Here is a 26,456-nt window from a genome sequence, read left to right as displayed (position 1 = left end):
TGATGAGTCGCGACATGTGTCACACATGAGTCGCGACATGTGTCACGAGGAAGCTCCCGGCCATCGGCCGGGGGCTTTCTGCGTGTTACGCCAGTAGGCCTTGTCGGGCTGGATGTCGTTTGATGCGATGACCTGGCCGGTGTCGAGGTGGATCACGATGACGGTGTGGTCGTCGGCGACGGCGATGACGCGTTTGCGGCCGTGTTCGACTCCGATGCCGAGGTGACGCATTCTGCCGGCGTGCCGGAAGCTCATCTTCCCGCGTATGTCGACGTGGTCGTAGCGCACGCGGTAGTGCCCGGCGGGGCGAGGTGCGGCCGGGAGTGCTTTCGGGGTGGCGCGGTAGGCGGTGCCGGGGGTGGTCCGGTCGCGGGCTCGGTGGGGGCGTTTCTCGTTGTAGTGCTCTCGGAGGTCGTCGAGTTGTTTCTGCAGTTCAGGCAGATTTCGAGCGGCTGGTTGGGCGGCGAGGTAACGCTTCTGGGTCTGGTGGAAGCGTTCGGTCTTGCCCTGGGTTTGTGGGTGGCCGGGGGAGCCGTTCTTCTGTTTCACTCCGAGGATCGGCAGCAGGTATTCGAAGGCGTTGCGGCCGCCGCCGAACCGGGCGGTGTAGACGCGGCCGTTGTCGGTGAGGGTCGAGGCGGGCGCACCGTGTCGCTCGACTGCGGCCAGGAAGGTGTTGACGACGTCGTCGCCGGTTACCGGTCGGTGGGCGGTGCAGGACAGCAGGTAGCGGGAGTGGTCGTCGAGCCAGTTGAGGATTTCGATGTCGGTGCCGTCGGCAAGACGCCAGTGGGTGAAGTCGGATTGCCAGGTTTCGTTCGGCTGGGCGGCTTCGAACCGCAGGTAGGAGCTTTTCGGTCGTTTGCGTGGTTCTGGCGTGACGAGTCCTGCCGCGTGCAGGATGCGGCGGATCGTCGATGTCGATGGTGCTGTGAGACCGTCTTGTTCGAGGTGCCAGGCGATGGTGATGGGGCCGGCGTCGAGGCCGCGGGCGGTGAGGCTGCGGCGAAGTTCGATGATCTTCTCGCGCACCGTCTCCGGCGTGGCTCGTGCGTTGGATCTCGGGCGCCTGGAGCGTGGTTCGACCGCGTCGAGGCCGTCGGTGCGGTAGCGGGCCAGGAGGCGTTGGAGTTGGCGGCGTGAGTAGCCGTACTGCTGTGCGGCGTCGGTGACTGACAGCTGCTTGGTGATCACTTTCAACACGGCGACGCGAGCGCGGGACATGCTTGGTGACTCTCGTGCACGGGTGGGGGTGACGTATGTCGCGACTCATCAGCGACGTATCACCTGTGACACATGTCGTGAACCCAGACACCCTAGCCTCCACAGATATGTTGAATTGCTGACGATGTCATCAGCGAGGAGCCCCCAAGGCCACCGGCCTGGGGGCTCCTCGCGTCGGTAGGGCCATAGGTGACGTAGAGGTGACGACGTCCCGAGACCTGTCATGTTCAGGCTCTAGAATAGAGACAGCTGAAGCCCGGCTCGTTTGCAGACGAACCGGGCTCCGCTGAACAACTGAATCACCGCTCCGAGGGCGCGAGCCCTCGATACCGTGACCGTTGCGAATGTCTTTGGATGACGACTCCGATGGTAGACGGTGTGCGCGGGTTCGCCAAACACCGGAACGGTAGGTGTGGGCGAGCGATGCGGACCTCGGCGTGGTGGCTCATCCACAACGCCTTGAGGAGGCACCGTTGACCAACGACAGTTGCGACTCTGATCGCACTACCGATTCCACCAGCACTGAACGGACAGGTGAGGCCCGGCCCATTCAGGTCGGGCAGCACCGGCTTGAGGGAATGTCGACGGACCTGTTCGTTCAGGTCCCGACGACCTTGATCGACCCGACTCGCGCTCTGATCGCGGCGGAGGGTGTCGGCGCGGTTTTCACCGTGCCGTGGCAGTCCCGGACCCACCGCTCCGCGGTTGCGAGGACCGCGGCGGATCAGACCCGCAAGAAGTGCCCCGACGCAGCCTTGCTGCTCGACGCGAACCTCTACAGCGGCCGGCAGCGGAAGATGGCGACGGCGGAGCCGACCCGCGACTGGATCACCGTGCAACGTAGCGCGGGCCTGACGTGGGCATTGACCGATTCCGGCTATGTGGCCAAGGGCGACACCGCCGGGCTGCGGACCACCTTGAAGACGGCGGCCCGCTTCGGTGGACAGGTGATCGCGGCGCTGCCGATCGCGAGCTGGTGGCTCTCGCACGCCGCCGATTCGCTCCGGTCTGAGATCAACGCGCACGGCATCCCCGTGGCGTTGATGGTCGAGGACACCGACGACCCGTTCGACCGGACGAACGTCGTGACCGGGCTGGTGCACGTCCTCACGGCAGATGTCCCGGTGCTGCTACTGCGCAGTGACACGGCGGGATTGGGGGCGCTGGCGTACGGCGCCGCGGGCGCGGCGCTGGGTTCGTCGACGACGTACCGGCATATCTACCCCGACATCGGCGGGGGCGGCAGCAGCGGGTCGGTGTCGTTCATCCTCCCGGAGCTGCTGGCGTACACGTCGCTGACCGCGTTCGAGCGGCACTACCTCAAGGACGAGTCCCACGCCGCGTGGTGCTGCGACTGCGCACTCTGCGGTGGGCGGGACCTGACCTGGATCCGCACCGCCGACATCCCGAAGGCAGCAGCGTTCTCCCATTCGGTCTCCGCGGTCGCGATGCTCGGTCGCGGATTGGCCACCGCTATCGCCGCGCACAACGGCCCGCAGGCGTGGACGGCGATGTGCGAGGCCGCCCACGAGAGCAACATCGAGATCGAGCAGCTCACCGGCGGGGACTGGAAACGTAAACGAGCCCTGTCCGCGTGGATCGGCGCTACGCCGGAGCCGGCTGCGGCGTGATCGACACCCCTGTCGCGAGGGCGTGAGCGAAGAGCCGCTCCTCCCAGTACCGCACCGCGACGATCCGCGGCGGATCGGCGACCTTCGATCCCCGCACCAGCAGTTCCTCGCCGGCGTGAGAGGTATGCACGACACTCACGTCGGCGAGGTCCGCCGCCGTCAAGCTCAGCGCCGTGGGGCGCCGCTCGGTCAGCACCACGGTTTCCCCGAACCCGCGAAGTTCGCTGGCGACGTACAGGGCCCTCTTCCACTGCCCGGTGGCGACGAACCCGACGATGCTCAACGGTGCCGCTGGCGGCGCGCCAGCGCCTTCCGCCGGGCACATCTCCCACAGCTCGAGGACCTGCGCGTCGAGCATCGGTCCCGCCCCGGCCGACATCCGTTCGGCGATGCTCGGCGACCATCGGACCACCGGATACCCGCGAAGCCCCGACAGTTCGGTCCGTGGCAACACCGACACTGAGCGATCGAGGACGAGCTCCGCAGCTGCGACCACGGCCGGGTCGACCAGATCCGCCGGCGCGACGGCAGGGACGTCGAACAGGGGGAGCTGACCCGCCTCTGCGTGGATTGACCGGGTACGTCGCCGCGCCGTCACTGGTCTTCCTCTCCCACGGGCGCGGGCTCCGGCGCGATGACCCGCGACGCGGCGAACAGATGAATGCGGTCCTCCAGGGCCAGGAACGCCACGACGCTCCCAATGTCCAGACCGACCGAGTCGAGGACCGCCGCCGGCAGCGCGATCTGTCGCGACGTCCGCAGCCGCCGCGGACGATCCGGGTTACCTCGTACGGACGGCTTCGTCCCGCGCGGGCCGCGAGTGGGAATGATCTCGACGATCCTCTGGTCGGCGACGACACCGATCCGGACCCACGAAGGCTGCCGCACTCCGGACGCCTTCGCCACCTTCGCTGGGATGGTGATCCGGCGGAAGCTGTCGATCGTCCGGGGACCCGTGGGAAGCATACTGCTGATTTTAGCAGTCAAGGACCGAACAGTCACTGGTACTGCGGATTACAGCGCATGTTCCTCGTGCCGACCGCTGTCCCGCTAAGGCACGGAAGCGCCGTCGTCGAGGGCTTCGAGGACGGCGCGGAGGAACTCAGCCGCAGTGAGGGGGATGCCGCGTTCGCGGAGCTGTTGCTCTAGCTGCTGCTCGATGTGGTCCACGCGTGTCGATCCTGCCGCAGGCGATCGTGCTGGTGCTGTGCCGGGGAGCCTCGCGACGGTGTCGTGCAGCCACTACCTGCGCGCGAGAGGCGCGTTCGCGCTAGCAGCACGTGGCCAGGACGGCCCGGAGCGCTTCAAGGGAGTCAGGTTCGGCCCGGTAGAAGTTGTTGATCCCGCGCCGCTCGGAGCTGACGAGGCCGGCCTTCTTGAGCTGGCTCAGGTGGTGACTGACGGTCGCCGACGACAGGCCCACCGTGTCGGCGAGGTCGCCGGTGCTGATTTCGCCTGGACGTGCGGCCATGAGGATCGAGATCAGCTGGATCCGGGCCGGGTCGGCGAGGGCCTTGAGGCGCAGGGCGAGCTCGAGTGCCGCGGCCTCGTCCATCACGCCGGCGGCCAGCGGAGCACAGCAGATCGGGGCGCTGATGTCGACGACGGGGAGCGTCTTGGGCATACGCTTCAATCTACCTACTCGTTGACATATGTCAAAGCGTGGTCTAGAACTGAACGAGCAACAGTTAGATGTATGTCGAAGCCTCGGAGGTTCTCATGTCCCGCGTCCAGCTCGCCCTCAATGTCGATGACCTCGATCAGTCGATCGCGTTCTACACCAAGCTGTTCGGCACGGGCCCGGCGAAGGTCAAGCCCGGTTACGCCAACTTCGCCGTCGCCGACCCGGCGCTCAAGCTGGTCCTGCTGGAGAACCCCGGCCAGGGCGGCAGCATCAACCATCTCGGCGTCGAGGTGGACTCCAGCGACAAGGTGCACGCTGAGATCGCCCGCCTCACCGAGGAGCAGCTGTTCACCGAGGAGGAGATCGGCGCCACCTGTTGCTTCGCCACCCAGGACAAGGTCTGGGTCACCGCCCCCGACGCCGAGCGTTGGGAGGTCTACACCGTCCTCGCTGACGCCGAGACCTTCGACGGCGGACACACTCCGGCGACGACAGCCGAGGACTCCGAAGCGACGCCGGCCGCGTGCTGCACCCCTGCGGCGGCGAACTGCTGCTAGTCCGCCCTCGATCGATGGCCGTCACCGCTTCGGGTGGCGGCCATCGACGCGGTTACCAGAGAGCGCTGGCGCGAAACGCAGTAGCGGGCCGCACTGCGCTGTACCGGCTGGTTCTCGCGGTCGGCGTCCCCCTGGGCGGAGGCTGCGCTGGAGGAGAGGCATCTGCGGTTAGGCGCAGTCGCGTGGGTGGAATCCCTCGATGCGGTCGATCGGGGTAAAGACAGGGCAACCGACTTGGTCGTTTCGGTTGAGGATCACGTTCGATGCCGCCATCACTTCGCAGGCTGCGAGCCCGCGGCTAGCGGCGAGCAGCATGGAAAGCCCGTAGAACGTTGCTGCCGCCGGCGGGGTGAGCGCGAAGAACGCGAAGAAGACCAGCGTGTTAGTGGCCATGGCCCACGCGCCTGTGACCCGCAGTGGTGCCGAATCACGACCCCGAAGTACAACCGCGAGGGTGATCGCGGCAGGGACCAGTGCGACCGCGATGATGAAGTCGATTGTGGAAGGTCCGATGATGATCCCGGCTCCCACGAAAGCGGCACCGATCACTGTCCGGGCGGCGGTGCCCCATCGGCCGATCTCTCTTGTCCTGCGTGCGAGGGGCGATTTCACTGTGTTGGTCATTGGGCGGTTCCTTCGTGCTGATCCGGCGAGCAGCATCCGGCCTGTCGGGCTGTGTCCGGGCTGATGAGCGCTTGTTCAGCGAGAGCTTTCCCGAGGGCGTGCGCGTGGGTGATGTCGAGGAGTTGGTTGCCGGGATTTTCGCGCGTCCACGTTTGGGCATCGTGTGGGGAGGCGAAGAAGTGCACTTGGTTGCAGAACGACGTTCGAAGCGAGCTGAGGTCATCGGGGTCGACGAGCGATAGCACTGCGGTGTCGGGTTCGATGCTGGTCACGGTGTCTGCCGTGACAGAGATTCTGATCGTTTGACCGCTCGCGGGTGAGGTCGACTCGATGGTGGCTGACTGGTTTAGGAGTGTGGGGAAGATCAGGGTGTCGAGTGCGCACCACGTGAACAGTTCGTGACCTGCGACGGTGAACCGATGCGGGGTCGGACGGAGGGTCAGTCCTTGCCCGACTATTTGGTCGCGATCGTCGTATTCGGTGTCGGAAACGGATTGGAGTCGTTCCCGTACATCGGGTTCCGACAGTCCGGCCGCAGCTGCTAAGTCCTCTACGCTGACGGGGTTTCCCTTGGAGAGGAGCCTGAGTAGGGGAACCAGGACTGCCGGATCGAGGCCGGACCCCTCGGGGGTGATGAGTCGATCGAGTGGATTGGTCATTGTCTGGGACTTCGCTTGCGGATCGGTGGAATCAGGAATTAGGAAGCGCAGCAGGAGAGCTGGGCGATGTCGGTGCTGAAGGATTGTGCGGCGATTTTGATGCCCTCGGCCATGGTCAGGTAGGGCGCCCATGTCCGGGCGACCTGCTCGACGGTCATCCTTGCTTCGAGGATGTAGACCCCAGCGGCGGCGATCTCGCCGGCACTATTCGCGACCGCCGAAATTCCGAGGACTCGATGACTATCGGAGTCTGCGATGAGCTTGATGAAGCCTCGGGTATCTCGGTCAACTTGGGCCCGGGGTACGTGAGTGAGCGGAAGAAGCGAGCTCGTGTACCGGATTCCGCTTGCGAGGGCCTGCGTCTCGGTCATACCGACGCTCCCGATTGCCGGACTGGTGAACATCACGCGCGGCAGGTGCGTGTAGTCCAACGACCGCGGGGTCTGTCCGAACATGTTGTCGGCGACCGTTGTGCCTTGCGCGGCTGCGACATAGACGAACTCGGGATGGCCGGTCACATCGCCCGCTGCCCACACACGCGGGTTTGATGTTCTGAGCTGATTCGACACGAGGATCGCGCCGCTGGTGCTCGTGTCGACTCCAACCGTCTCCAGATTCAAACCTCTAGTATTCGGGGTTCTGCCCGTCGCGACGAGCAGCTTCGCCGCACGGAAGTCGCCTTGTCCACCAGGGCTGGAGGCGGTCACGACGACCTCACCCGCCTCGGTGTCGACCGAGGTCGCGGTCGCGAGCTGCACTACCTCGATGTGCTCGTCAGCGAGCGCTTCCAGGAGAGCATCTGCGACGTCAGCATCTTCGGCCGAAGCGATCCTGGACCGCACCAAAACGGTTACCTTCGCCCCCAGTCGCGCGAAGAGTTGCGCCTGCTCGAGCGCGATGAACCCGCCGCCGATCACTAGGAGTGATTCCGGGACTGCGGTCAACTCCATCGCGGTCGTCGACGTCAGGTAGTCGACCAGATTGAGTCCGGGAATCGACGGAATCGACGGTTGGGCCCCTGTTGCCACCAAGTACCGTCGAGCAATTATCGTCTCGGTAGTCCCATCGGGAGCTGTGACCACCAGCGATGGCGCTGCCCGCGTTCCCGCGAACGCGGCCGCACCCTGGACGCGGCGCCAGCCGTACGAGTCCGCAACGGCAACGTACTTCTCTGACCGCATCGACTCTGCCAAGCGCCGTGTCCCCGCCGCCAGGGCGGCCATATCTACCGGCACGGCGGTCGCACCGACCCCCGGGAACCGGCCAGCATCAGAGACCGTGTGCTGTGCCTGCGCCGCGGCGATCAACGCCTTCGACGGCACGCAACCGGTATTCACACAGGTGCCGCCGAAAGTGCCTCGCTCGATCATCACCACGGACTTGCCCATGGCTGTTGCGCGGATCGCCGCCGCCATCGCTGCAGCACCCGAACCAACGATCGCAAGATCAAACTCTTCACTCATGTCACCATCATCAACCCTCCAGTACCCTTGAAGGTCAAGCCCAGAATCCGGACAGGGAGGACCCGATGCGGATCGGAGAACTCGCCCGCAAATCTGGCGCCACGCCATCGACGCTGCGGTACTACGAGGAAGCGGGGCTCCTCCCTGAACCGGGACGTACCGCCGGTGGATACCGCAACTACACCCCCGACGCCATCGGCATCGTGCAATTCATCAAGAGGGGGCAGGCGGCGGCACTCACTCTCGCGCAAGTCAAAAGAATCATCGACATACGCGGCACCGGCCAAGCCCCATGTGATCACGTACGCGACCAGCTAGACAGGTCGATCCACCACCTCGATCAACAGATCGCGGAACTGATCGCACTGCGCGACAACATCACCCACCTACGCCAAGCTGCCGAACACACCGATCCGAAGTCGTGCGCTAGCGAAGATATCTGTCGCTACCTATAACCCAGACACGCTTGTGTCCAACATCGATATCTGTCAATATTGATATGTGTCGAATTCGATTCCGTTGACCGATGTGACCGTGCGGTGCTCACCGCTGGTCCGTGAGCCTCTGTCGGAGGGGCAGTCCGTCGACCTCGCGGCGGTGTTCAAGGCCCTGGCCGACCCGGTCCGGCTGCGCCTGTTCAGCCTGATCGCCAGCCACGAGGGAGGCGAGGCTTGCGTGTGTGACATCTCGCCGGCGGTGGACGTCTCGCAACCGACGATCTCGCACCACCTCAAGGTCCTCAAGACCGCAGGCCTGCTCGAGTCCGAGCGCCGCGCCTCGTGGGTGTACTACCGCGTCATCCCCGAAGTCCTGTCCTCGCTCGCCGGGATCCTGCAGTCCGGTGACCCCGCCATCTCGTTGGAGGTTCTTTCGTGACCAGCCCCGCCCCGACGACTGAGCATCAGCCGGTCGTCGGCAAGCTCTCCACCCTCGACCGGTTCCTGCCGGTGTGGATCGGTGTCGCCATGGTCGCCGGCCTGCTGCTCGGCCGGATGATCCCCGGGCTGAACACCGCGCTGGAGAAGATCCAGGTCGACGGTGTCTCGCTGCCGATCGCCCTGGGCCTGTTGATCATGATGTACCCGGTGCTGGCGAAGGTCCGCTACGACCGCCTCGACACCGTCACCGGCGACCGCAAGCTCCTGCTCGGCTCCCTCTTCCTGAACTGGATCCTGGGCCCGGCGCTGATGTTCGCACTCGCCTGGATCTTCCTGCCCGACCTGCCCGAGTACCGCACCGGCCTAATCATCGTCGGCCTCGCCCGGTGCATCGCCATGGTGATCATCTGGAACGACCTCGCCTGCGGCGACCGCGAAGCCGCAGCCGTCCTCGTGGCGCTGAACTCGGTGTTCCAGGTGATCATGTTCGCCGTCCTCGGCTGGTTCTACCTCTCGATCCTGCCCGGCTGGCTCGGCCTCGAACAGACCACCATCAGCACCTCGCCCTGGCAGATCGCCAAATCCGTGCTGATCTTCCTCGGCATCCCGCTCCTCGCCGGCTACCTCTCCCGCCGAATCGGAGAGAAGACCAAGGGCCGCGACTGGTACGAAACGAAGTTCCTCCCCCGGATCGGACCATGTGCCCTCTACGGGCTGCTGTTCACCATCGTCATCCTGTTCGCCCTGCAGGGCGAGCAGATCACCTCCCGCCCGTGGGACGTCGCCCGTATCGCCCTGCCGCTGCTGGTGTACTTCGCCGTGATGTGGGGCGGCGGGTACCTGCTCGGCGCCGTCATGGGACTCGGCTACGAGCGCACCACCACGCTCGCGTTTACCGCCGCCGGCAACAACTTCGAGCTCGCCATCGCCGTCGCGATCGCCACCTACGGCGCCACCTCCGGCCAAGCCCTCGCGGGCGTCGTCGGGCCGCTCATCGAGGTCCCCGTCCTGGTCGGCCTGGTCTATGTCTCGCTGGCCCTGCGCAAGCGCTTCCCGCTGACCCCGTCCTCCACCGCCGCGACCGCGGATCCGTCCAGGAGTGTGAACTGATGTCCGACAATACGATCACCGCCGACACCGAATCGGCCACGCCGAGCGTGTTGTTCGTGTGCGTGAAGAACGGCGGCAAGTCCCAGATGGCCGCCGGCCTGATGCGCAAGACCGTCGGCGATGCCGTCGAGGTGCACTCGGCCGGCACCAAGCCCGGCTCCGTGGTCAACGGCCTGTCCGCCGAGTCGCTGGCTGAGGTCGGTGTCGACATCACCGGCGAGACCCCGAAACCGATCGACCCGGCGCTGCTCGCCCGGGTGGACCTGGTGGTCACTCTCGGCCGGGAAGCCGTCGTCGACACCCCGGACGGTGTCGCGTTGGTCAACTGGGATACCGACGAGCCGTCGGAGCGGGGCATCGACGGGATCGAGCGGATGCGCCTCGTGCGCGACGACATCGCCGCCCGCGTCACCGCGCTGGCAGCCGAACTCACCACCCGGTAGCGACCGAGCAGGCCGGGAAGCCCGAGAAGCGGGAGAAAGTCGGATGAACGCCAACGCCACGACCGAGTCGGCCGGAACACCGGAACTGCTGATGCCCCAGGCCCTGCTGGCGCGGACCGCGGAGCGGCTCGCCGCCCAGTACCGCGGGATCGTCTCCGAGCAGACCGTCGAACGGGTCGTCTTCGAGTCCTACACCGCGCTGCGGCGCACCGCCCGCATCCACACTCACCTGGTGACTCTCGCCGGCCGGTTCGCCGCCGAGCGTCTCGCCGCCCTGGCGCAGTCGACCGGTGCGAGCACCAAGACCGTGCCCGAGGTGCTGTTCATCTGCGTCCACAACGCGGGCCGCTCGCAGATGGCTGCCGCGCTCCTGACACACCACGCGGCCGGGGCGGTGCACGTACGCTCCGCCGGGTCGCTGCCTGCTGCGGTGATCAACCCGATCGTCGAGCAGGCCATGACCGAGGTCGGGCTCGACCTGGCCGCTGAGTTTCCCAAGCCTCTCACCGACGACGTGGTCGCGGCCGCGGACGTGGTGATCTCCATGGGCTGCGGCGACGCCTGCCCGGTCTACCCGGGCAAGCGGTACCTGGACTGGCAGGTCGCCGACCCCGACAACCACCCCATCGAGACCGTCCGCCTGATCCGTGACGACCTCGACCGCCGCGTCAAAGACCTCCTCGCCGAGCTCCATCCCACGATCACCTGACCCACCCCTTTGATCGACGTGCTCGACGGCCCCGCTCACCGCCGTCAGTGCCGCTGTGCCTGCTCACACCTCATTTGCCTGTTCTTGGAAGGGAACCGACACCCCATGTCTGCACGCAAGATCATCGCCATCGGCGGATCGGACGCCGGGATCTCCGCCGCCCTGCGGGCCCGCGAACTCGACCCCACCAGCGAGGTCACCGTGGTCGTCGCCGACGCCTACCCGAACTTCTCCATCTGCGGCATCCCGTACTACGTCTCCGGCGAGGTCACCCACTGGAGCAACCTCGCCCACCGCACCGCCGCCGACCTCGCCGCCACCGGCATGACCGTGCACACCGACACCAGAGCTACCGCGATCGATCCGGCCGGACACCGCCTGACCGTCACCGGCCCGGACGGCGCCGCCCGGGACCTCGACTACGACGTCCTCGTCATCGGCACCGGCGCTGTGTCCGTGCGGCCGCCGATCACCGGCCTCGACCACCTCGGCCCCGCCGACGGCGTGCACCTGCTGCACTCGATGGGCGACACCTTCGCCGTGATGAACACCCTCACCACGAAGGACCCGAAGACCGCGATCATCATCGGCGCCGGCTACATCGGCCTGGAAATGGCCGAAGGTCTCACTGCCCGCGGCATCACCGTCACCCAGATCGAAGCCCTCCCTGAGGTGCTCCCCACTGTCGAACCCGAACTCGGCGCCCTCGTCCACGATGAACTGGTCCGCAACCGGGTCGACGTCCGCACCCACACCCTGGTCACCGCGGTCGACCGCACCGACACCGGCGCCCTGACCGTCACCACCAGCAGTGACGGCCAGAGCGATCACCTCACCGCCGATCTCGTGCTCGTCGTCGTGGGCGTGCGCCCCGACACCGACCTCGCTGCCGCAGCGGGCGCGCAGCTCGGCATCAAGAACACGATCGCCGTCGACGAGCAGATGCGCACCAATCTGTCCGACGTCTTCGCCGCCGGCGACGCCGTGCACACCCACCACCGCCAGCTCGGCATCACCTGGCTCCCGCTCGGCACCACCGCGCACAAGCAGGGCCGCGTCGCCGGCGAGAACGCCCTCGGCGGCACCGCCCGCTACACCGGCTCCCTCGGCACCCAGGTCGTGAAGATCTTCGACCTCGTCGCCGCCCGCACCGGCCTCAAAGAGACCGAAGCCCTTGCCGCCGACCGCGGCTGGGTGCCGGTGTCGACGACCTCCACACCGGACGATCACAAGGCCTACTACCCGGGTGCCACCCCCATCAGCATCCGGATCACCGGCGACCAGAACACCGGCGCACTACTCGGTGCCCAGCTCATCGGGCACCGCACGGCCGAGATCTCCAAGCGCGTCGACACCTACGCCACCGCCCTGCACCACGGCATGAGCGTCGACGCCCTCTCCGAGCTCGACCTGTCCTACACCCCGCCCCTCGGGTCCCCGTGGGACGCCGTGCAGGTCGCCGCCCAGAACTGGGTCCGCGAGCACCAGCTGCACCATCAGCGCAGCGTCCTTAGCCTGAACAGGTGACCACCAGCCCCCACGACTCAACCGGGTCCGCCGCACGAGCGGCGGACCCGGCGATCGTTGCGATGCGGCCCGAGCATGGGCCACAGGTCCTCGCGATTTACCAAGCCGGCATGGACACCGGCAACGCCACCTTCGAAACCGCCGCACCCGGCTGGACGGACTTCGACCAACGACACCTACCTGAGCACCGCGTCGTCGCCCTCGCCCCAGGTGGGCAGGTCGCCGGGTGGGTTGCAGCGGCGCCCGTCTCGGGGCGCTGCGTCTACGCCGGCGTCATCGAGCACAGCGTCTACGTCGACTCCGGCCACGCCGGGCAGGGCATCGGAGCCGCGCTGTTGCAGGCCCTCATCCAGTCCGCCGACGCTGCCGGGGTGTGGACCATCCAGACCGGAATCTTCCCCGAGAACCACGCCAGCCTGGCGCTGCACCGGGGCGCCGGGTTCCGCACCGTCGGCACCCGCGAACGCATCGGCCAACGCGACGGCCGTTGGCGGGACGTGGTTCGCATCGAACGCCGACGCTGACTACCGCCGACCTGGACTTACCCGGCGTCCCCGACTTCGGAACCGTCGCCCGGTTTCGTTCTACGTCCCCTCTGGGGCGCGGGTGATCGACACGATCACCGACGAGCGGCGGAACTGCTCGGTGTCGAAGGGACTCGCGGGATCGTCGAACCAGACCAGCGACTGATCACCGACACGCGGCCAGCGGGTCACCCTCGTGATCCGGTGCGCGATGCCGTCGTAGTCGAACGCCCCCGAGGGGCTGGCGGGGCCGGGACGGCGCGTGTAGGTCAACGTGTCCAGATCCCATACGTGCGTAGATCCCTGGGATGCCACCACCCACCGGCCGCGCATACCGTCCGCGAGCTCAACCACCGTCTCCGACGGTGGATCGTTGGCGTCCTGCGGTTGCTGGACATTCGGCTCGTTAGCCATGGGAACTCCTCGTCTCGTCGTAGGGCTCGCTGCCCCGAACGCTAGGTGGTGTTCATTTAGGCCGCTACCGGGTGAGCAGTCTTCGGACCTGGTTTCGCGGTGCCGCCACCAGTGACTTACCCGGCGGGTTCGAGGACGCGGGGATGGATCAGTTCGATCCGTGGGACGTGGATTTCGACGCCGCCGAGGACCCGCACCCGGGGCCACTCGCCGTCGACCATCGTCAGGCCTGCCTGGGCGGGGGTGAGGCCGTCCTCGGTGGGGATCAGGCACGCCTCACCGGGACCGGCCTTGCACCCGGGGCAACCGGTCTTGACCTCAATGATGATTCGCGACCTTTCGAGCTCGAGCTTCTCCTCGTCGGTGGCGTGACGCCAGCAGCCGAAGCCTTCTTGGTGGCCGACCCCGGCCTGGTACAGCGGCCGCATCTGACACGGTTTCCCGTTCGTCTTCGGCCGCAGGCACTTCTGCTTGAGGCTGCGGTCGAGGTCGTCCTTCTTGGCCTTGATCCGCTCGGCGTTGAGAGCCATCTGCGTCAGGTAGTCGGCTGTGTTGTCGCCGGCCGCCTCGTACAGGGCGAACACCTGCCGCGGGGACTGGGGGCCTGTCCAGCGCCGGCTATCCGCCCCGTACACGGCGACCGGCAGCTTGCGTGCGACGATGCCGATCGCGACCTCGATGTAGCGAGCCAGATCGGTGTGCATGTTGCCCACCCGCTCCGGATAGATCGCGATGCCGTACTCGGCCTCGATCCGTGCGGCCTCGCGGTTGAATCCGTCGACGGCGATCTCCACCTGCCGCAGCGCCGTGATCAGCGGCGTGTGATCGAGCGGGGAAGACGTGGGCTTCGGGCGGGGGGTGCGGTTGCGATCTGATCTCCGGGACATTGGTACGAGCGTGCCAGTAACTATGTAGGAGGTTGCTCGACGGTGGCGCACTGCTTCGCAGGAGCGGTGTGCGAAATGCGCGCGCGAAATACCAGGCGCATCCCCTCGAACCCAAACGAACAGACCGGAGTCTACGCATGTCTAGCGCAGGCGCCAGAGCCGAGCACGACGGCCTGCACAACCTCGGCGTCCCCCGGATTCCCAAGGGACGCCGTGCAGGTCACCGCCCGGAGCGAAATCCGCGAGCAGAGGCCGTACACCGCGACCGTGCGGGTCGTGCCTCGGTAACGCGCTCCGAGGCACGACCCGTGTCCGCTGTGGGGTTACGCCGCTTGCTGAACCACCGGCTCCGAGCGCGCTTCTTGGGGCGCAGGCGGGAGCGCGGTGACGCGGCCGGCGCGGACGCCGTTGGCGATGACGACGATCTCGGCGAGTTCGTGGACGGCGACGACGGCGGCGAGGCCGAGGACGCCGAACAGTGCGAGGGGGATGAGGATCGCGATCAGAGCGAGGGACAGGGCCACGTTCTGCAGCATGATCGTTCGGGCTCGGCGGGCGTGATCGAGGGCCTGCGGCAGCGTCCGCAGGTCCTCGCCCATGAGCGCGACGTCGGCGGTTTCGATCGCGACGTCCGAGCCCATGGCGCCCATGGCGATACCGAGGTCCGCGGTGGCGAGGGCGGGGGCGTCGTTGACGCCGTCGCCGACCATCGCGGTGAACCGGTCCTTGCGGAGCTCGCCGATGATGCGGGCCTTGTCCTCGGGCCGCAGGTCGGCGTGCACGTCGTCGATACCGGCGATCTGCGCCAGGGCGGTGGCGGTGGCGGAGTTGTCGCCGGTGAGCATCGCGACGGTGGCGCCGCCGCTGTGCAAGTGGTCGATGACCTCGGCCGCTTCGGGACGCAGCTCGTCGCGGACCGCGACCGCCCCGATGACCTGTCCGTCGTCTTCGACGAGGACCGCGGTGGCGCCGCTGGCTTGCATGGCCGCGACCCGCGCTGCGAGTGGGCCCGGGTCGATCCAGCCGGGCCGGCCGAGCCGGGCGGGGCGCCCGTCGACGAGACCGGTCAGCCCGGCCCCGGGCACGGCCTGCACCTCTGCCGCCGCGACGGTGTGGTCACCGTTGGCGGTGAGGATCGCCCGCGCCAGGGGGTGTTCGCTGTGTGCTTCGAGCGCCGCGGCGATGGCGAGCACCCGGTCCTGTTCCGGCGACCGGACACCCGAGCCGAGGGCATTCGACTCGACGCCGGTTCCGGTGGTGGTGGTGGCGATGTCGACGACGGCGGGGCGGTTCGCGGTCAGGGTGCCGGTCTTGTCGAGGGCGACGGTGCGGACGCGGCCGAGGGCTTCGAGGGCGGCGCCGCCCTTGACCAGGACGCCGATCTTGCTGGCGGCGCCGATCGCGGCGACGACGGTGACGGGGACGGAGATCGCCAGCGCGCACGGGGAGGCGGCGACGAGCACGACCAGGGCCCGCTCGATCCACGTTGCGGGGTCGCCGAGCAGGGACCCGAGGATCGCGATCGCGGCGGCGAAGATCATGATCGCCGGCACCAGGGGCTTGGCGATGGTGTCGGCCAGGCGCTGCGCGTCGCCCTTGCGGGACTGCTCGGCTTCGACGATCTGCACGATCTTGGCCAGCGAGTTGTTCTCCGCGGTGGTGGTGACCTCCACGGTGAGGGCGCCGGTGCCGTTGATCGACCCGGCGAACACTTCGTCGCCGGGTCCGGCTTCGACGGGCACGGATTCGCCGGTGATCGCCGAAACGTCCAGGGCGGTCCGGCCGTCGGTGATCCGGCCGTCGGTGGCGATCCGCTCACCGGGCTTGACCAGCATCCGGTCCCCGACCGCCAGCTCGGCTGGGGAGACGGTGGTCGGGGCGCCATCGCGCAGGACGGTCGCGGTGTCGGGGACGAGGTTGAGCAGCGCCCGCAGGCCGCGGCGGGTCCGCGAGACCGCGTACTCCTCGAGGCCCTCGCTGATGGAGAACAGCACGGCGAGCATCGCGGCTTCGCCGACCTCGCCGAGGATCACCGCGCCGACGGCGGCGATCGTCATCAGCGTCCCGACGCCGATCTTGCCCTTGGCCAGGCGCCGCAGCGTGGACGGGACGAAGGTCCACCCGCCGATCAGCAGCGCGATCCACTCCAGCACCAGCGACACGCGCTGCGGTCCGCCGCTCCACCCGACGATGTACGCGGCGAGCAGGAACACCGCCGCTGCCGCGGCGGCCTGCAGCTCCCGCAACTGCCACCAATGCTCAGGGGCCTGCTCGTCCTCGCCGGCGGGCTCGTCGTGCCCGCACCCGCACGCGTCGCTCATCCCCGCACCACCTTCGCCGCCGAAGCTTCCTCGGGCGTGACAGCGTCCGGGCCGCAGCAGGAGGCGCTGTCGGTGCCGTAGTTCGGGCACAGCGCCACCGCGTTGCCGGTCGCCGCGAGCAGCGTCTCCGCCGCCGCGAGCAGGTCCATCAGCTCCGGGCGGGCGAGGCTGTAGAAGACCTGCCGGCCCTCCGGGCGGCCCTGCACCAGCCCGCAGTCCCGCAGGCACGCCACGTGCGCCGACACCGTCGACTGCGCCAGACCCAGCTCGGCCATCAGATCCGCCACCCGCGCCTCACCACCGTGGGCCAGCCGGGTCGCGATCGCCAACCGGGTCCCGTCGGAGAGGCTGTGGAACAACGCGACCGCGGGATCGAGCTGTGCGCCGGTCGCCACCGAACACTCATTCATCGTCATACGGCGATGATAGCGGCATTCTGTGGTGTAATCGAGTTCCCGCGAGGAACAGGCTGCCGACCGGTGGCCTGAGCGGGTGTTGGGAGCTGCTGGGTATGCCGTCAATGTCGACGATCGAGTCTCTGTTCTGCCGCAGCACGCCGTGGGAGGCAGCGACGCGGCGATGGGTGCTGCCGTGGGCCTTGCAGGGCGTGCGTCCCACCGGGCGGGTGCTGGAGATCGGCGGCGGCGGGGGCGCGATGGCCGCGCAGCTGCTCGCGGCGTGCACCCCGGCGGATCGGGTGCAGCTCACCGTCACCGACTTCGACCCGGTGATGGTCGACGCCGCGCAGGATCGGTTGCAGCGCTTCGGTGACCGGGCCGTGGCGCAGGTGGCCGACGCCACCGCGTTGCCCTTCGGCGACGGGGAGTTCGACACCGTCGTCTCGTTCATCATGTTGCACCACGTCGTCGACTGGGAGCAGGCGCTGCGCGAAGCCGTCCGGGTGCTGCATCCCGGCGGAACCCTGGTCGGCTACGACCTGCTCGGCACCGCGCCGGCGCGGATCCTGCACCGGCTCGAAGGCGCTCCGCACCGGTTCATCGACCGCGGCCAGCTGCGCCCGCACCTCGCGGGCCTGCCGCTGCGGGACCTCACCGTCCGGGAGAACGCGGCACTGACCCGCTTCCGCGCGACCCGCACCGCAGGCCGATGACCACGCCAGAGCCCGACGGCGGGCCCCGTCACGGGCATCATCACGGTGCGCGGCCCGAGCTGGACGGCCTCGAACAGGTGGAGGTCGCGGTGGCGTTCGTCGACCTCGCCGGCTACAGCGTGCTCACCGAGATGTGCGGCGACCAGGAGGCCGCCGAGCTCGCGATCCGATTGGCCGAGCAGGCCCGGCGAGCCCTGCACCCGCAGGCCCGGCTGGTGAAAACCATCGGCGATGCGGTGATGCTCACCGCCGAGACCACCGATGCGATGCTGGCCACGATCACCACCCTCGCCGAGCACGCCGCCGACGAGGACGGATTCCTCGCCCTCCGCGCCGGAATCCACCACGGCACCGCGGTGCGCCGCGACGGCGACTTGTTCGGGCACGCGGTCAACATCGCCGCCCGCATCACCGCCCTCGCCGGCGCCGGCCACGCCGTCATCACCGACCCGCTCCTGCCCGCCGCCACCCGCGCCGGTGTGCCCACCGCCGCCCTCGGCCCGCGAAGCCTGCGCAACATCAGCGCCCCGATCGACCTGCACAGCATCACCTTCACGCAGACCCGACACCCGCACGACCCGATCTGCGGGGCCCGCATCGACCCGGCGACCGCCCCCGCACACCGGCACACCGACGCCGGCCGATGGTGGTTCTGCTCAGCCGACTGCGCCGGCCGATTCGACCGAGCGACCACCACAGCCACCCCGTCACGGCGGGGTGGCCGGTGATGATCTCGACCGTGCTGCAAGCGGTGGGCCTGTTCGTGGCCACCAACATCGACGACATCATCGTGATCTCCCTGTTCTTCGCCCGCGGCGCGGGCCAGCGGCACCTGACGGCCAAGATCACCGCCGGGCAGTACCTCGGATTCGCCGGCATTCTCGCCGTCGCGGTGCTGATCGCCCTCGGGGCCGGCGCATTCCTCCCCGTCGCGGCGATTCCGTACTTCGGGCTCGTCCCCCTGGTCCTGGGGCTGCGGGCAGCGTGGTCGAGCTGGCGCGAATACCGCGACAACGACGGCGACGGCGATGACTCCGCGGCGGGGAAGGGTGCGGGGAACGCGGTCGGCGTCCTGGGCGTGGCGGGCGTGACCTTCGCCAACGGCGGCGACAACATCGGCGTGTACGTGCCCGTCTTCGTCAGCATCAGCCGCACCGCGATCGCCGCCTACTGCGTGGTCTTCCTGATCCTGGTTGGGGCACTGGTCTACATCGCCCGGTTCGTTGCCACCCGCCGCCGCATCGCCGAGATCCTCGAACGATGGGAAAGCGTGCTCTTCCCCCTGGTGCTGATCATCCTCGGTGTCGTCATCCTGGTCTCGGGCGGCGCCTTCGGCCTGTAAGCAGGTTGGTGGTGCCGGGCGCTCCCATACCGCGGTGTCCGCGTGCTGGCAGGCTGGTCTGCATGGACGAGGTGAGTGAGGACGACCTGGCGGGTATCCGCGCACGGTTCCTTCCCGGGTGGTACGGGTCCCTGGATGTCGGGCCAGGCTGGTACCGGCTGATCGTCGATCTCGACCGGGAGCTTGCGGCGATCGACCCCGGCTACCAGCTGGCGCAGGTCAAGGAGAAGTTCGGTGGGCTGCGGTACTACGTGGAGTTCGAAGCGGACCGGCCCCGGCCGGGCTTCGACGAGCTGATCCGGGCGGCGGAACGACGCTCGGAGCTGACCTGCGAGCAATGCGGCCGTGCCGGCGGCCTCACACGCCGCGGGACCTGGGTCCGGACCCTGTGTGCCGCCGACGCCGCGGCGAGCGGATTCGTCCCCGACGAGTCCGCACCCAACTAGAAGATCGGTGCGGGTCCGGTGCACGGCGGTCAGTCGTCGGTGTCGCGCAGGAGGTGTTCGGCGATCCGGTTCCACGGCACCGTCGCGTCGTGATCATCGAATGTGAGCGTGATGCCGACCTCGCGCACGCCAGCGGCGGTGAGATGACGCTGGAGTGCGGTGAGCACCTCGGCGGTCGTGCCGGCACCGACTTCTGCGGCCGTCGTGGCCACCGCTTCGTCGAGTAGGTGGGCGGCCGTGCGGTACCGCTGATCGATCAGGTCCATCTCGGCGGTGATGGCGCCCACCCGGGCCCGCCGTTGCGGGTCGGCGAGAATCCGCGCCAGCCGTTCATCGCCGGAGATGAACCACACCTCGTCGCCGCTTCCCGTCATGGTCGTCAGTATCCACTCTGGATCGACCCCAGGGCGCGGGGATATTCGGGTGGACAAGTGCACCGGACCGCGCGGATCATCACCGTGCGTGGACGAGACGAGCGCCGGCGACGATGAGGGAGCGATCCTCGACGGGATCGTCGGGCCCTTCTACGACGCCGATGGTGTCACCGGGTACCTCGGTCTGGATGGCGATGACCTGGCGCGGATGGTCGCCGCGGAGCAGGTGATCTGGGTTCCGCTGGCCGGCGGCACACCGGTGTTCCCTGTGTGGCAGTTCCCCGACGGTCGCTGGGTGGACGAGCGGCTGCTGACCATCTGGCAGGCCCTTCGGCGCGCCGCCGAGCCGTGGACGGCGGCCTGCTGGATGTGCGCGCCGTCAGCGGACCTCGACGACCAGAGCGCGATCACGTACCTCACCAGTGGCCCGCGTGATCCCCGCCGCCTGGAGGTCGTCCTGGCACGGGCATCCGAAGACTGCGCCCGCTGGATGCAGTAGAGCGCGGCACCGGGCTAGCTGCTACCAGGTTTCGGCGGACTCTTCCTCGAGGACCTTGGCCGTGAGACCGCGGGCGTGTGCTGCGCGCCATGCGGCGGCGAGGTTGTCGGCGCGGCTTTGCCAGGTCATCTCGCCGAGGTACTCGGCGTGCTTCTTCGTCGCATCGGTCCACCGCAACTCCGCGTAGAGGCGCCGGTACTGGCACCGCAGGACCACCCGCCCCAGCGCGTTCGGCGCGGTGCGGATGACGCGGTTGTGGCGGCCGCCTGCGGCGTCGTCCTGCTCTTTGGCCTGCACCGCCTTGTTCCACCCGTGTGGGACCTTCCAGTGGTGGTCTTTGACCGCGTCCTCGCCGTTCCAGCCCCACCGCGACATCCTTGACGCCCCGCGGTGTTAGACGACGGTCAGATGCCGGCTGCCGGCGGTGGCACCTTCGGGTGCACCGAACAGGCTGGTGCGCCGGTCGGTGCTCAGCAGTGTCAGGGCGTCGAGCTCGGTGGTGCTGTATCCGTCGGTGGCGAGCTGAGCGAGGACATCCCGCGCGAGCTCCGGGGTCTCGGCAGGGACACCGGGCCGGGCGCCGTACATCCGGCCGGTCTCGTTGAGCAGACGGAACATCGCCCGGTACTGCCGGTCGGAGAGCGCGCCACGCTCACGTGCTCGGACGACGAGCGAGGACTCGCTCACCCCCCAGTCCAGGCGCAACTCGTCGAGCTCGTGGATGGTCCGGGTCGAGACCCGGTCCAGCGCCGGGCCGATGTCGTCGACCGGCGCGAGGAACTCGGCGGCGAAGACATCCGCCCGACGTTCGGTTTCGGCCGGGCTGACCAGGGTCATCGCATCCATCACCAGGTGCCCGAGCTCGTGCGCGAGGGTCATGCGCATCCGGTCCGGCGGCAGGGCAGCGTTGACGTACACCAGGTGCGGGTGATGCGCGGTGGCACGCAGGGTGACCGCGTCGATCTCGCGGTCGTTGAAGTCCTCGACGACGACGAAGACTCCGGCCGCTTCCAGCAGCTCGACCATCGACCGGATGGGCCCGGCGATCCGCCAGAGCCGGCGCAGGACCTGCGCGACGGTGATCTCACCGAGCTCGGCGGCGTAGTCCCCGGGGTCGAGATCGGGCAGCGCCAGCGCCGGGTCCAGGTCGGTGTGGGCCACGACCCGGCCGAGGCGCATCGCAACCAGGTTGGCGCGCGCCCAGACGCGGTCGCGCTTCCACTCCGCGGTGGTGGCGTTGGCGCGGAAGTGCGTGCCCTGCGCAGGGGAACGCTCGAACGCAACGCACAGAGCGTCCACTGGGCACTGCAACGCCCGTGCGTAGTCGTCGAGCGCTTTACCGGCCAGCGGCAGCGCACCGGCCTCGACCCGGGTGACGTGCGATCCGGAGACCCCGGCCTCCTCCGCGAGCCGCTTCTTCGACCAGCCGTGCGCCAGTCGCGTCAGCGCAACCATCACCGGGTTCGCCTCGGCCTGCGAGATGAGTGCCGTCACCCAGATCGCCTCCATATCCCTCGATCGATCCCTGCGTTCCACGCTATCGCGGCACCACCGCAAATCCGCGCAGAAACACCGTGTGAACTGCGATTTTCCTACCGGCCCGGTTATCTGCACCCGAAACGCAAGTGACTGATGTGACGCCCGTCTCGGTCGCGAGATCGAGGCGAACCGGTGCGGCTAATTCTGCAGGTCACGGCGTGTTGCCTACCTGAGAACTATACCACGTTAGGCAAAATTCCACGCAAGTAATTACATCGAGAGGAGACAGATCGTGACGACACTCATGGACGACCTCAACCCGCTGCCGGGAACGGTGTCCCGGAAGGAGGCGCAGCGGATCCTGCGTCCGGTGACGATCGGTATCGGCGCGCTGCTGCTGGCCGCGGTCGATCACTGGAACACGCTCATGGCGGAGCAGCCTGCGCATCTGCAGACGATGCTGCAGCCGCTGCTGCGGGGCAGCCATGTCGCGGCGTTCGTCTCCGCCGGCACCAACGTCTGGTTGAGCGCCCAGGGGATGCATCCGCCTGGGCACCTGGTCAAACGGCCCTACCAGTGGTCGGAGGTGAGCAGCCACGGCCGCACCTACCTGGCGATCCATCACAAGGAGATGGACGGCACCAACACCCGGCGCAAGGCGTTCATCAAGCAGGACTCCCAGACCCTGCAGCTGGTGGGCGATCCCACGCACTGCGAACTGACCTGGGACTACGACGCGGCCACCGATTCGCACGTGCGGCGGATCTGGGTCAGCGCCCCAGGGGTGCAGTGGGAACGGTTCGAGGTGCCGATGGATCGGGTGCAGGAGAGGTACGCCGCCTGGCGCAAGCGGGATGTGCGGTGGCTGCCCGGGCGGCTAACCGCCGACGACCTCGTCGGCACCGAGGATCTCGTACGCGTTGAGCAGGATCGGCGCCGCACCGACATCAAGACCCGCCGGCCGCGCCGCGACGACGTTATCGAGGACCAGCGATGAGGGCCGCCCCGGTCACTGTTCACGGGGTCCGGTCGTGGACGGTCGTCGACGACCAGGGCCTGCCGGTGCCCGAGATCGAGCAGTTCCTGCACTGGCAGCGGGCGATCGGGCGTTCCCGGAACACCGTCCGCTCGTACGCACGGCACCTGAGCCAGTTCTACCGCTGGCTCGCTGCCCGGGGAATCTCCTGGGATGAGCTGGATTTCCAGCAGCTGTGCGACTTCGTCGCGGTCCTCACCGCAGGACTGCCGCCGCTGCCGTCACGGTGCGGGGGCCGCGCACCCGGCACCGTGAAAGCGGTCAGCGCCGCGGTACGTGAGTTCTACGAGTTCCACCGCGTCGAGGGTCGCGGACCGCAGGACCTGGTGCTGACCCGCAATCCGTCGAAGTTGCCGCGGCGCGCGCACAGCTTCCTCGCCCACCTCGAGCAGCGTCGTCCACGCGAGGTCTCCCGCCTGGCCCGCCCCGACCGGCAGCCGGCCGAGACCGTGCAGGTGATCGACTTCGAGACTGACTTCGCCAAGCTGCTCGCCGCGGCGTCGACCACCCGTGACCGGCTGCTGCTGTCGGCGCAGTACGACCTGGGCCTGCGGGTCGGCCAAGCGCTCGGCCTGCGCCACGGCGACCTGAACCCGATGCGCCGGCAGGTGATGATCTGCCGGCGCGACGACAACGCCAACGGCGCCCTGTCGAAGCAGAAGACCCAGTTCATCGTCGACGCGCCGCGGCGGTTCTTCGACCTGTACGCGGCGTACCTGCTCGATGAGATCGCCCACGTCGACAGCGATTACGTGTTCGTCAACCTCTCCCGCCCACCCGTCGGTGGTCCGATGACCTACTCCAACGCCTACCAGCTCATCGAACGGATCGGCGCCGCCGCCGGGATCGACGACCTCAACCCGCACATGCTCCGCCACACCCACGCCACCGCCCTGGCCAAAGCCGGATGGACCGCCGCCGAAATCGCCGCCCGCCTCGGCCAATCCCACTCAACCAGCGCCGACGTGTACATCCACCTCGCCAGCGACGACCTCGCCGAAAAGCTCCGCCACACCGAGCATCTGGTCTGGCGAGAACCGCAGCAGCACCGAGTGAACGGAGACGGCGATGGCGCACGGTAACGGCGAGCGAGCCCGGTCCGGGCCCCGCGACGTCCCTGCTCTGCAGGTGCCGGACGGGCCCTGGTGCGCAGCGACGTGGCCGGTCGTCGATGTCGCCGGCGACCGCCGCCGTGCCGCTACCGACCCCTGCGCCGTCATCGACTGCGACGGCGAACGGTACTGGCTCGGCGGCCCCGGCGGACGCGCAGCCGCCACCTCGGGGCTGTGCTACGCCCACTACTTCCAGTGGTTCCGCGCCGGACAGCCCGGCGACTTCGACGCCTGGGCCACCATCAGTGCCTTGCCCGTCGGTGTGCCGCGCGGCCGGCCTGCCACCACCCAGGCGGTCGACTTCCGCCGTATCCCAGCGGCGGCCGCCGACGAAATCCGGTTCGTCGCCGCCACCAAGATCGGCCGCGGCGACTGGACCCCCAACGCCGGACTGCGCCGCGTCCTGATCGTCCTCATCGAGGTCGCCGACGGGCGCATCACCAGCTCCCTGACCGAACGCCCCGTCGACGACTGGCTGCTGCTGTGCCGGCAATACTGGCCCTACACCAACTTCGACTCCCTGTGCGCCCCCTACATCCGCAGATTCTTCCGGCTCCTGCACGGGGCCACCGACCCCGACCCATGGGCGGCGGATCACTGGCACTGGCGCGACGGATTCGAGTTCGTCCTCGATACCACCCAAGCCGGGGCGACACGAACCGCTGTCGACTGGGCCACCGTCCCGGTGCCCTGGCTCAAAGACGCCGTCAAACGCCTCGCCCGCCAACAGCTCTCCACCTCCAGCATGTCCTGGGGAACGCTCACCCAGTGGCTGCGCGCCACCCGCCAACTCGCCCAGTTCCTCACCCTCGACGGCACCGTCCCCGAACCGCCGGCGGTCACCCGCACGATGTTCCTCGACTACCTCGAATGGACACGCCGTCCCGACACCACCGCGAATTCTCAGCTCGCGAACACCGCGGCCTACCTGCTGGAAACACTCCGCGACTGCGGACTCGTCGACGACCTCGGATCGGCGGTCTTCCTGCGCCGCGGCGAGAACGTCCACCGCAAGACCCGCCGGCCCAGGCCCTTCCCACCCGACGTCATCGAACGCATCGACACCCGGATCGTCGACAACCCGGACACCGATCCCACCCTCCGAGCGATGATCGCCACCACACGGTGGGCCGGGTGCCGCATCTCCGAACTCGTCGCCCTCCCGATCGACTGCCTCCAACACAGCGACCAGGGGTACTGGATCGAATACTGGATGACCAAAACCAGTGCCTGGCGACGGTTTCCCGTCCCCGATGGCCTCGCTACGATCATCCGCGACCAGCAGGCCCGCGTCCGCGACACCTACGGACCCGACGCCGAACACCTCTTCCCCGGCGCCCGGTCCAGCGCCGTCGCCGGCCGCACCCAGCCCTGGTCGACCAGCGGCCTGCGCCACCGCCTCGCCGCACTGTTCCGCGAGCACGACATCACCACCTCGATCACCACCGGCGAGAAGATCTCCGGCGGCGACGTCCACCGCTTCCGCCACACCATCGGGATGAACCTGCTCAACAACGGATGGACCCAACCGGAAGTCCGCGACTTCCTCGGTCACCACAGCGACACCATGACCGCGACCTACGCTCGGATCACTGACGACACCCTCGCCCGGAAAGCCCGACAATTCTGGGACGCCAACCCCGACAACGGCGCTGACGCCACCGTCGAGCGACTGCGAGCCCGCTTCACCACCGCACTTCCGAACGGGTTCTGCACGCTCCCCGCGACGCAACGCTGCGAATTCCGCCCGAACCCCTGCATCGACTGCTCCTTCCACGACTCCGGCGGCCGCACCTTCCTCGGCGCGCACATCACCCACCGCGACCAGCTCAAACAGCTCGCCGCCCAAGCACAGGAAAACGGCGACAGCCAGGCAGCGGAACTGAACAAGAGCATGCTCGACAAGGTCACCAAGCTCATCGACGAAATCGGCTCTGACGCGCAGGCACCCAGGTGAGCGAAGGCGACCGCGATCACCGCACCGCCCGCCTCACCGCGGCCGCCGCCGCCCGCACAACCAGCGCGACCGCCCGCGCACGCCGAGCCATCACCCGGCTGCACAACACCGGACAACCCGTCACCTTCGTCGCCGTCGCCCGCGCCGCTGACGTTTCAACCAGCTTCCTCTACAAGCAACCTCTGCTTCGACAGGAAATCGACGCGAAACGCGGCACTGCCACCGCCGGAACCGAACGCTCGACCGCGGCAAGCGTGGAATCCCTCCGCACCAAGCTCACGACCGCGATCGACCGCAACCGCCAGTTGACCGAACAACTCGAGCAACTACGCACCGAGAACGAGGCGCTCCGCAGCCGACTCCTCGAGCTGGGAACGCGGCCACCGGCCGCGCAAGAAATCCGTCGAGGAGAACCTGCAGATAAACCGACCGCCACAGGGCCACAACAGCCACGATGACCCCCGTCAGCCACGTCGTGGACAGTCAGGAGACTCCTAGAGATATC

Annotated in this window: 32 protein-coding genes; 18 read left to right on the top strand and 14 right to left on the bottom strand. The window is 68.2% G+C overall.

What is annotated here, in order from left to right:
• Positions 1–42: 42 nt before the first annotated feature.
• Entirely contained in the window at positions 43–1,224 is a 1,182-nt protein-coding gene (locus tag ABD108_RS15675) for an IS481 family transposase (RefSeq protein WP_343930761.1), read from the bottom strand.
• A 473-nt stretch (positions 1,225–1,697) separates the two neighbouring features.
• Between ABD108_RS15675 and ABD108_RS15670 the strand changes: the two genes are divergently transcribed.
• A complete protein-coding gene (locus ABD108_RS15670; RefSeq protein WP_343930760.1) occupies positions 1,698–2,855 on the top strand; it encodes a hypothetical protein in 1,158 nt (385 codons plus the stop codon).
• Here the strand turns inward: ABD108_RS15670 and ABD108_RS15665 are convergent.
• The 3 genes from ABD108_RS15665 to ABD108_RS15655 all read right to left on the bottom strand — a co-directional run bounded on the left by ABD108_RS15665 (position 2,830) and on the right by ABD108_RS15655 (position 4,479).
• Positions 2,830–3,453 carry a hypothetical protein gene (locus ABD108_RS15665; RefSeq protein WP_068570220.1) on the bottom strand — a complete coding sequence of 208 codons (624 nt, stop codon included), beginning with the start codon at positions 3,451–3,453 and terminating at the stop codon, positions 2,830–2,832. The genes ABD108_RS15670 and ABD108_RS15665 overlap by 26 nt on opposite strands.
• Positions 3,450–3,821 (bottom strand): hypothetical protein, encoded by a 372-nt coding sequence (locus ABD108_RS15660; RefSeq protein ID WP_068526168.1) that lies wholly within the window; start codon positions 3,819–3,821, stop codon positions 3,450–3,452. Before ABD108_RS15660 ends, ABD108_RS15665 begins: the two co-directional genes overlap by 4 nt.
• Positions 3,822–4,125: 304 nt before the next feature.
• Positions 4,126–4,479: an Rv2640c family ArsR-like transcriptional regulator gene (locus ABD108_RS15655; RefSeq protein WP_343930759.1), complete on the bottom strand. Its 354-nt coding sequence runs from the start codon at positions 4,477–4,479 to the stop codon at positions 4,126–4,128.
• Positions 4,480–4,574: 95 nt separating this feature from the next.
• Between ABD108_RS15655 and ABD108_RS15650 the strand changes: the two genes are divergently transcribed.
• On the top strand, positions 4,575–5,036 hold the full coding sequence (locus ABD108_RS15650; protein WP_068526166.1) for an ArsI/CadI family heavy metal resistance metalloenzyme: 462 nt from the start codon (positions 4,575–4,577) through the stop codon (positions 5,034–5,036).
• A gap of 168 nt (positions 5,037–5,204) precedes the next feature.
• Here the strand turns inward: ABD108_RS15650 and ABD108_RS15645 are convergent, their stop codons facing one another.
• The 3 genes from ABD108_RS15645 to merA are packed head-to-tail and all read right to left on the bottom strand — an operon-like array spanning position 5,205 to position 7,782.
• Positions 5,205–5,660, bottom strand: a complete 456-nt coding sequence (locus tag ABD108_RS15645; RefSeq protein ID WP_224644782.1) for a hypothetical protein — start codon at positions 5,658–5,660, stop codon at positions 5,205–5,207.
• Positions 5,657–6,319: an organomercurial lyase MerB gene (merB, locus tag ABD108_RS15640; protein ID WP_074850279.1), complete on the bottom strand. Its 663-nt coding sequence runs from the start codon at positions 6,317–6,319 to the stop codon at positions 5,657–5,659. Before merB ends, ABD108_RS15645 begins: the two co-directional genes overlap by 4 nt.
• Before the next feature lie 38 nt (positions 6,320–6,357).
• A complete protein-coding gene (merA, locus tag ABD108_RS15635; RefSeq protein ID WP_068526164.1) occupies positions 6,358–7,782 on the bottom strand; it encodes a mercury(II) reductase in 1,425 nt (474 codons plus the stop codon).
• 65 nt (positions 7,783–7,847) lie between these two features.
• Here merA and ABD108_RS15630 point away from each other — a divergent pair, with 65 nt between their 5' ends.
• The 7 genes from ABD108_RS15630 (at position 7,848) to ABD108_RS15600 (ending at position 12,973) form a co-directional block, all read left to right on the top strand.
• Positions 7,848–8,237, top strand: coding sequence for a heavy metal-responsive transcriptional regulator (locus ABD108_RS15630; RefSeq protein WP_068526163.1), 390 nt, complete (start codon positions 7,848–7,850; stop codon positions 8,235–8,237).
• Between the two features lie 46 nt (positions 8,238–8,283).
• Entirely contained in the window at positions 8,284–8,658 is a 375-nt protein-coding gene (locus tag ABD108_RS15625; protein WP_068526162.1) for an ArsR/SmtB family transcription factor, read from the top strand.
• A complete protein-coding gene (gene arsB / locus ABD108_RS15620) occupies positions 8,655–9,770 on the top strand; it encodes an ACR3 family arsenite efflux transporter (protein WP_068526161.1) in 1,116 nt (371 codons plus the stop codon). Before ABD108_RS15625 ends, arsB begins: the two co-directional genes overlap by 4 nt.
• Positions 9,770–10,213: an arsenate-mycothiol transferase ArsC gene (locus ABD108_RS15615; RefSeq protein ID WP_068526160.1), complete on the top strand. Its 444-nt coding sequence runs from the start codon at positions 9,770–9,772 to the stop codon at positions 10,211–10,213. Before arsB ends, ABD108_RS15615 begins: the two co-directional genes overlap by 1 nt.
• A 43-nt stretch (positions 10,214–10,256) precedes the next feature.
• Positions 10,257–10,922 (top strand): arsenate reductase/protein-tyrosine-phosphatase family protein, encoded by a 666-nt coding sequence (locus ABD108_RS15610; RefSeq protein WP_068526159.1) that lies wholly within the window; start codon positions 10,257–10,259, stop codon positions 10,920–10,922.
• A 105-nt stretch (positions 10,923–11,027) separates the two neighbouring features.
• The gene (locus ABD108_RS15605) at positions 11,028–12,449 is read left to right on the top strand and encodes an FAD-dependent oxidoreductase (RefSeq protein ID WP_068526158.1); all 1,422 of its coding nucleotides are present in this window, start codon (positions 11,028–11,030) and stop codon (positions 12,447–12,449) included.
• Entirely contained in the window at positions 12,446–12,973 is a 528-nt protein-coding gene (locus tag ABD108_RS15600) for a GNAT family N-acetyltransferase (protein WP_231857576.1), read from the top strand. The genes ABD108_RS15605 and ABD108_RS15600 overlap by 4 nt, the downstream gene beginning before the upstream one ends.
• Before the next feature lie 60 nt (positions 12,974–13,033).
• On the opposite strand, the gene ABD108_RS15595 is transcribed toward ABD108_RS15600, so the two are convergent.
• From ABD108_RS15595 to ABD108_RS15580, 4 genes are all read right to left on the bottom strand, one after another.
• Positions 13,034–13,387: a hypothetical protein gene (locus ABD108_RS15595; protein ID WP_068565106.1), complete on the bottom strand. Its 354-nt coding sequence runs from the start codon at positions 13,385–13,387 to the stop codon at positions 13,034–13,036.
• A 116-nt stretch (positions 13,388–13,503) separates the two neighbouring features.
• Positions 13,504–14,274 (bottom strand): hypothetical protein, encoded by a 771-nt coding sequence (locus tag ABD108_RS15590; RefSeq protein WP_343930758.1) that lies wholly within the window; start codon positions 14,272–14,274, stop codon positions 13,504–13,506.
• A gap of 323 nt (positions 14,275–14,597) precedes the next feature.
• The gene (locus tag ABD108_RS15585; RefSeq protein ID WP_224644787.1) at positions 14,598–16,595 is read right to left on the bottom strand and encodes a heavy metal translocating P-type ATPase; all 1,998 of its coding nucleotides are present in this window, start codon (positions 16,593–16,595) and stop codon (positions 14,598–14,600) included.
• Complete coding sequence (locus ABD108_RS15580; protein WP_224644788.1) at positions 16,592–17,011, bottom strand: ArsR/SmtB family transcription factor; 420 nt, start codon at positions 17,009–17,011, stop codon at positions 16,592–16,594. Before ABD108_RS15580 ends, ABD108_RS15585 begins: the two co-directional genes overlap by 4 nt.
• A gap of 104 nt (positions 17,012–17,115) precedes the next feature.
• Between ABD108_RS15580 and ABD108_RS15575 the strand changes: the two genes are divergently transcribed.
• The 4 genes from ABD108_RS15575 (at position 17,116) to ABD108_RS15560 (ending at position 19,494) form a co-directional block, all read left to right on the top strand.
• On the top strand, positions 17,116–17,706 hold the full coding sequence (locus ABD108_RS15575; RefSeq protein WP_224644789.1) for a class I SAM-dependent methyltransferase: 591 nt from the start codon (positions 17,116–17,118) through the stop codon (positions 17,704–17,706).
• Positions 17,703–18,434 carry an adenylate/guanylate cyclase domain-containing protein gene (locus ABD108_RS15570; protein ID WP_224644790.1) on the top strand — a complete coding sequence of 244 codons (732 nt, stop codon included), beginning with the start codon at positions 17,703–17,705 and terminating at the stop codon, positions 18,432–18,434. Before ABD108_RS15575 ends, ABD108_RS15570 begins: the two co-directional genes overlap by 4 nt.
• Positions 18,431–19,048, top strand: a complete 618-nt coding sequence (locus ABD108_RS15565; protein WP_224644791.1) for a cadmium resistance transporter — start codon at positions 18,431–18,433, stop codon at positions 19,046–19,048. The genes ABD108_RS15570 and ABD108_RS15565 overlap by 4 nt, the downstream gene beginning before the upstream one ends.
• A gap of 62 nt (positions 19,049–19,110) precedes the next feature.
• Entirely contained in the window at positions 19,111–19,494 is a 384-nt protein-coding gene (locus ABD108_RS15560; protein WP_224644792.1) for a hypothetical protein, read from the top strand.
• 29 nt (positions 19,495–19,523) lie between these two features.
• Here the strand turns inward: ABD108_RS15560 and ABD108_RS15555 are convergent, their stop codons facing one another.
• On the bottom strand, positions 19,524–19,868 hold the full coding sequence (locus tag ABD108_RS15555) for a hypothetical protein (RefSeq protein ID WP_343930757.1): 345 nt from the start codon (positions 19,866–19,868) through the stop codon (positions 19,524–19,526).
• 88 nt (positions 19,869–19,956) lie between these two features.
• Here ABD108_RS15555 and ABD108_RS15550 point away from each other — a divergent pair, with 88 nt between their 5' ends.
• Positions 19,957–20,367 (top strand): hypothetical protein, encoded by a 411-nt coding sequence (locus ABD108_RS15550; RefSeq protein ID WP_343930756.1) that lies wholly within the window; start codon positions 19,957–19,959, stop codon positions 20,365–20,367.
• A gap of 21 nt (positions 20,368–20,388) precedes the next feature.
• Here the strand turns inward: ABD108_RS15550 and ABD108_RS15545 are convergent, their stop codons facing one another.
• Positions 20,389–20,742 carry a hypothetical protein gene (locus ABD108_RS15545; RefSeq protein WP_343930755.1) on the bottom strand — a complete coding sequence of 118 codons (354 nt, stop codon included), beginning with the start codon at positions 20,740–20,742 and terminating at the stop codon, positions 20,389–20,391.
• Positions 20,743–20,760: 18 nt separating this feature from the next.
• Positions 20,761–21,861 (bottom strand): ImmA/IrrE family metallo-endopeptidase, encoded by a 1,101-nt coding sequence (locus tag ABD108_RS15540; RefSeq protein WP_343930754.1) that lies wholly within the window; start codon positions 21,859–21,861, stop codon positions 20,761–20,763.
• Positions 21,862–22,138: 277 nt separating this feature from the next.
• On the opposite strand from ABD108_RS15540, the gene ABD108_RS15535 reads away from it, so the two are divergent.
• The 4 genes from ABD108_RS15535 to ABD108_RS15520 are packed head-to-tail and all read left to right on the top strand — an operon-like array spanning position 22,139 to position 26,409.
• On the top strand, positions 22,139–22,843 hold the full coding sequence (locus ABD108_RS15535) for a hypothetical protein (RefSeq protein WP_343930753.1): 705 nt from the start codon (positions 22,139–22,141) through the stop codon (positions 22,841–22,843).
• Positions 22,840–23,964 carry a tyrosine-type recombinase/integrase gene (locus ABD108_RS15530; RefSeq protein WP_343930752.1) on the top strand — a complete coding sequence of 375 codons (1,125 nt, stop codon included), beginning with the start codon at positions 22,840–22,842 and terminating at the stop codon, positions 23,962–23,964. The genes ABD108_RS15535 and ABD108_RS15530 overlap by 4 nt, the downstream gene beginning before the upstream one ends.
• A complete protein-coding gene (locus tag ABD108_RS15525) occupies positions 23,951–25,951 on the top strand; it encodes a tyrosine-type recombinase/integrase (RefSeq protein WP_343930751.1) in 2,001 nt (666 codons plus the stop codon). Before ABD108_RS15530 ends, ABD108_RS15525 begins: the two co-directional genes overlap by 14 nt.
• Positions 25,948–26,409: a DUF6262 family protein gene (locus ABD108_RS15520; RefSeq protein ID WP_343930750.1), complete on the top strand. Its 462-nt coding sequence runs from the start codon at positions 25,948–25,950 to the stop codon at positions 26,407–26,409. Before ABD108_RS15525 ends, ABD108_RS15520 begins: the two co-directional genes overlap by 4 nt.
• Positions 26,410–26,456: the final 47 nt, after the last annotated feature.

The organism is Tsukamurella strandjordii, assembly GCF_039525985.1.
GTDB lineage: Bacteria > Actinomycetota > Actinomycetes > Mycobacteriales > Mycobacteriaceae > Tsukamurella > Tsukamurella strandjordii.
Note: the sequence above shows the minus strand (reverse complement) of the source record. Positions and strands in the feature narration are given on the sequence as shown.

Bases quoted from the DNA above. Each gene is read 5' to 3' on its own strand.
- ABD108_RS15675 (WP_343930761.1), bottom strand. From the start codon at position 1,224: ATGTCCCGCGCTCGCGTCGCCGTGTTGAAAGTGATCACCAAGCAGCTG.
- ABD108_RS15660 (WP_068526168.1), bottom strand. From the start codon at position 3,821: ATGCTTCCCACGGGTCCCCGGACGATCGACAGCTTCCGCCGGATCACC.
- ABD108_RS15655 (WP_343930759.1), bottom strand. From the start codon at position 4,479: ATGCCCAAGACGCTCCCCGTCGTCGACATCAGCGCCCCGATCTGCTGT.
- ABD108_RS15650 (WP_068526166.1), top strand. From the start codon at position 4,575: ATGTCCCGCGTCCAGCTCGCCCTCAATGTCGATGACCTCGATCAGTCG.
- ABD108_RS15645 (WP_224644782.1), bottom strand. From the start codon at position 5,660: ATGACCAACACAGTGAAATCGCCCCTCGCACGCAGGACAAGAGAGATC.
- merB (WP_074850279.1), bottom strand. From the start codon at position 6,319: ATGACCAATCCACTCGATCGACTCATCACCCCCGAGGGGTCCGGCCTC.
- merA (WP_068526164.1), bottom strand. From the start codon at position 7,782: ATGAGTGAAGAGTTTGATCTTGCGATCGTTGGTTCGGGTGCTGCAGCG.
- ABD108_RS15630 (WP_068526163.1), top strand. From the start codon at position 7,848: ATGCGGATCGGAGAACTCGCCCGCAAATCTGGCGCCACGCCATCGACG.
- ABD108_RS15615 (WP_068526160.1), top strand. From the start codon at position 9,770: ATGTCCGACAATACGATCACCGCCGACACCGAATCGGCCACGCCGAGC.
- ABD108_RS15610 (WP_068526159.1), top strand. From the start codon at position 10,257: ATGAACGCCAACGCCACGACCGAGTCGGCCGGAACACCGGAACTGCTG.
- ABD108_RS15605 (WP_068526158.1), top strand. From the start codon at position 11,028: ATGTCTGCACGCAAGATCATCGCCATCGGCGGATCGGACGCCGGGATC.
- ABD108_RS15595 (WP_068565106.1), bottom strand. From the start codon at position 13,387: ATGGCTAACGAGCCGAATGTCCAGCAACCGCAGGACGCCAACGATCCA.
- ABD108_RS15590 (WP_343930758.1), bottom strand. From the start codon at position 14,274: ATGTCCCGGAGATCAGATCGCAACCGCACCCCCCGCCCGAAGCCCACG.
- ABD108_RS15585 (WP_224644787.1), bottom strand. From the start codon at position 16,595: ATGAGCGACGCGTGCGGGTGCGGGCACGACGAGCCCGCCGGCGAGGAC.
- ABD108_RS15580 (WP_224644788.1), bottom strand. From the start codon at position 17,011: ATGACGATGAATGAGTGTTCGGTGGCGACCGGCGCACAGCTCGATCCC.
- ABD108_RS15575 (WP_224644789.1), top strand. From the start codon at position 17,116: ATGTCGACGATCGAGTCTCTGTTCTGCCGCAGCACGCCGTGGGAGGCA.
- ABD108_RS15570 (WP_224644790.1), top strand. From the start codon at position 17,703: ATGACCACGCCAGAGCCCGACGGCGGGCCCCGTCACGGGCATCATCAC.
- ABD108_RS15560 (WP_224644792.1), top strand. From the start codon at position 19,111: ATGGACGAGGTGAGTGAGGACGACCTGGCGGGTATCCGCGCACGGTTC.
- ABD108_RS15555 (WP_343930757.1), bottom strand. From the start codon at position 19,868: ATGACGGGAAGCGGCGACGAGGTGTGGTTCATCTCCGGCGATGAACGG.
- ABD108_RS15545 (WP_343930755.1), bottom strand. From the start codon at position 20,742: ATGTCGCGGTGGGGCTGGAACGGCGAGGACGCGGTCAAAGACCACCAC.
- ABD108_RS15530 (WP_343930752.1), top strand. From the start codon at position 22,840: ATGAGGGCCGCCCCGGTCACTGTTCACGGGGTCCGGTCGTGGACGGTC.
- ABD108_RS15525 (WP_343930751.1), top strand. From the start codon at position 23,951: ATGGCGCACGGTAACGGCGAGCGAGCCCGGTCCGGGCCCCGCGACGTC.